General features: G+C 66.1%; 1 protein-coding gene. It reads right to left on the bottom strand.

Annotated features, from left to right (window positions below; genetic code table 11):
* Window positions 1–16: 16 nt before the first annotated feature.
* Window positions 17–1231: an ISAs1 family transposase gene (locus ABD481_RS46375; RefSeq protein ID WP_344672317.1), complete on the bottom strand. Its 1215-nt coding sequence runs from the start codon at window positions 1229–1231 to the stop codon at window positions 17–19.
* Between the last annotated feature and the right edge of the window lie 146 nt (window positions 1232–1377).

The raw sequence follows: 1377 nt of genomic DNA, 5'->3' as shown, positions 1-1377 counted from the left end.
CAGGGCTTTTGCGTTCTCATGGGTTGGTTTGTATGCCTAGTAGTTTCAGGGTGTGGTTGCGGTGGTCGCGCATGTGGTCGGTGGCGGCGGCGATGTTGGTCCAGCCGGTGAGTTTGAGTAGGGCGATGGCTAGGTTGCGCAGGGTGGCCATGATGCGGGGTGTGGTGCCGGTGCGGATGCGGCTGGCGTCTTCGGCGAAGGTGACGTCGCGGGTGTGGTGTAGGGCTTCGATGCTCCAGTGGGTGCGGATGGCTTGGGCGAGTTGGTCTGGTCTGGCTTGGTCGCTGGTGAGGTCGGTGATGGCGTAGGCGGTTTGGGTGCTGGTGCGGCCGTTGATGGTCCGTTTGCGGACGATTTTGATGGCTTGGGTGGCGTGGGGGAAGTCCAGGTGTCGGGTGGGGGTGATGGTTTGTATCGTGCGTTGTTCGTGGCGGCCGTGGGCTGTGTCGGTGGTGGTGGTGCCGCTGGTGGTGTGGGCGCCGGCGGTGAAGGGCCATCGGAGTTGGCGTAGCAGGCTGGGCTGGTTGCTTTTGACGAGTAGCAGGTAGTGGCCGCCGGCGGTGACGATGGTGTGGGCGGTTTCGCGTTGGCAGTGCATGGCGTCGGCGGTGATGGTCCAGCCGGTGATGTCGATTTGGCGTAGGGCCTGGCGCAGGGCGGGGATTTCGTTGCTTTTGGTGCGGGTTTGTACTTGGGCTAGTACGGTGCCGGCGTCGGGGCGGTATACCGCGACCAGGTGGGGTGCCCGGTGCCCGGTTTGTGGTGTGGCGCCGCGCAGGGTTTTGCCGTCGGCGGCGGCCACGATCAGCGGGGCCGGGGTGTCGGTGCGGGCTTGTGGTGTCTGATCGTTGTGGCGCAGTAGTTCGGCCAGCCAGCTACCGAAGGCCTGGTCGACGGTGTCGCCGTCGAGGGTGGCGAAGGCGCGGGTGAAGGTGGTTGCGGTGGGGCGTAGGTGTCGGCCGGTGGCGCCCAGTGTGGTCAGGTGCAGGTCGTCGGCGCTGTGGGTGCGTCGGGCAATCGCGCTGATGGTTCGTGCTCCGGCCAGGACCGCGGTCAGCGCTGCGGCGAGCAGGAAGCCCAGCTGGTAGCGCCGCCCGGCGGCCCGACGCTGGTCCGGGATCTGTGCCAGCACCTCGGCCAGGGCTTGTGTCTGATCGTCGTCCAGGTGCACCGGGCCGGTGGCGGCGGCAGTGAACTGGTCAGAGATGGCCTGGATGAGCGAGGATGGCATGCGGGCACGGCTCCCTTGATCGTATGGCTTCGAGAACCTCGATCATCAGGGTCCGTGCCCGCTTTCATCAAGACTCTGCGAAAATCACACCGGCCACGCCCCAGGCCGACAAACTCGTACCACCAGACGAGAACGCAGAAGCCCTG

The sequence above is a fragment of the Catenulispora yoronensis genome (genome assembly GCF_039531695.1).
GTDB lineage: Bacteria > Actinomycetota > Actinomycetes > Streptomycetales > Catenulisporaceae > Catenulispora > Catenulispora yoronensis.
This window is presented reverse-complemented; position numbering and strand designations above follow the sequence as displayed.